The organism is Mesorhizobium sp. M0870 (genome assembly GCF_040319775.1).
GTDB lineage: Bacteria > Pseudomonadota > Alphaproteobacteria > Rhizobiales > Rhizobiaceae > Mesorhizobium.
Genome location: NZ_JAMYOI010000086.1, coordinates 1 through 697, shown reverse-complemented (window position 1 = coordinate 697; position 697 = coordinate 1). Strand labels below are relative to the sequence as shown.

Annotated in this window: 1 pseudogene; it reads right to left on the bottom strand. The window is 58.2% G+C overall.

Going from position 1 to position 697, the window contains the following annotated elements:
- Window positions 1-674 (bottom strand): annotated as a pseudogene (locus NKH97_RS33240) (hypothetical protein); the annotation flags it as partial.
- Window positions 675-697: the final 23 nt, after the last annotated feature.

The following is a 697-nucleotide window of genomic DNA, read 5'->3' as shown; positions in this document are numbered from 1 at the left end:
AGTGCACTGATCCTCCGGTTACCACCGGAGTTCACATAGCGCTTGGCATCTTCATCCAGCGACCCCTCGTGAAGCCGATCCGCAATCCCCGGCTTTTTGTTTTCATGCAGGTATTCACTGAAACGTATAAGAGTAGATCCATAGACCTGAATGGTACCGCGATTCGGCCCGGTCGCAGGCGCTTCTTTGTACTCTTTGATGAGAGCCGCTGTGTAATCTCTGATGAGCGCGGCGTCGGCAGGGTAGGGCTTCCGGACAGGGCGGTCGACCACTGGCGCTCCGCCCGCCAACGTCTTGAGACGACCCAGTGCTCTAGCCACGATCGAGGGGCCACCCCTGCTCTCGTACTCCGAGGGGCCACCCCTGCTCTCGTACTCCTTGCGATCCTGATCCAGCGACGATTCGTCAAGCCGAGCAGCAAATCCCGGCCTGTTATTGTCAAAGAGCCAACGACCAAAGCCGAGAAGAGAATTTACATGGCGCTTGACCGTGCTCTCCTTGACCTTACCCGCGTAAGCTGACCTCAGCCCTTCGACAACGGTCGCATCGTTGGAATAGAGGGGACCCTTGTCGCGACCGGAGACCCCTATTGGAGAATCTGGCTGCACCGCAGCCGGCACAGAACGAGCATGGTCACGCAACTCGGACGGTGCGGGGGGATTCAGATCAACCACTGACGAATCCGGCGCATGATGAT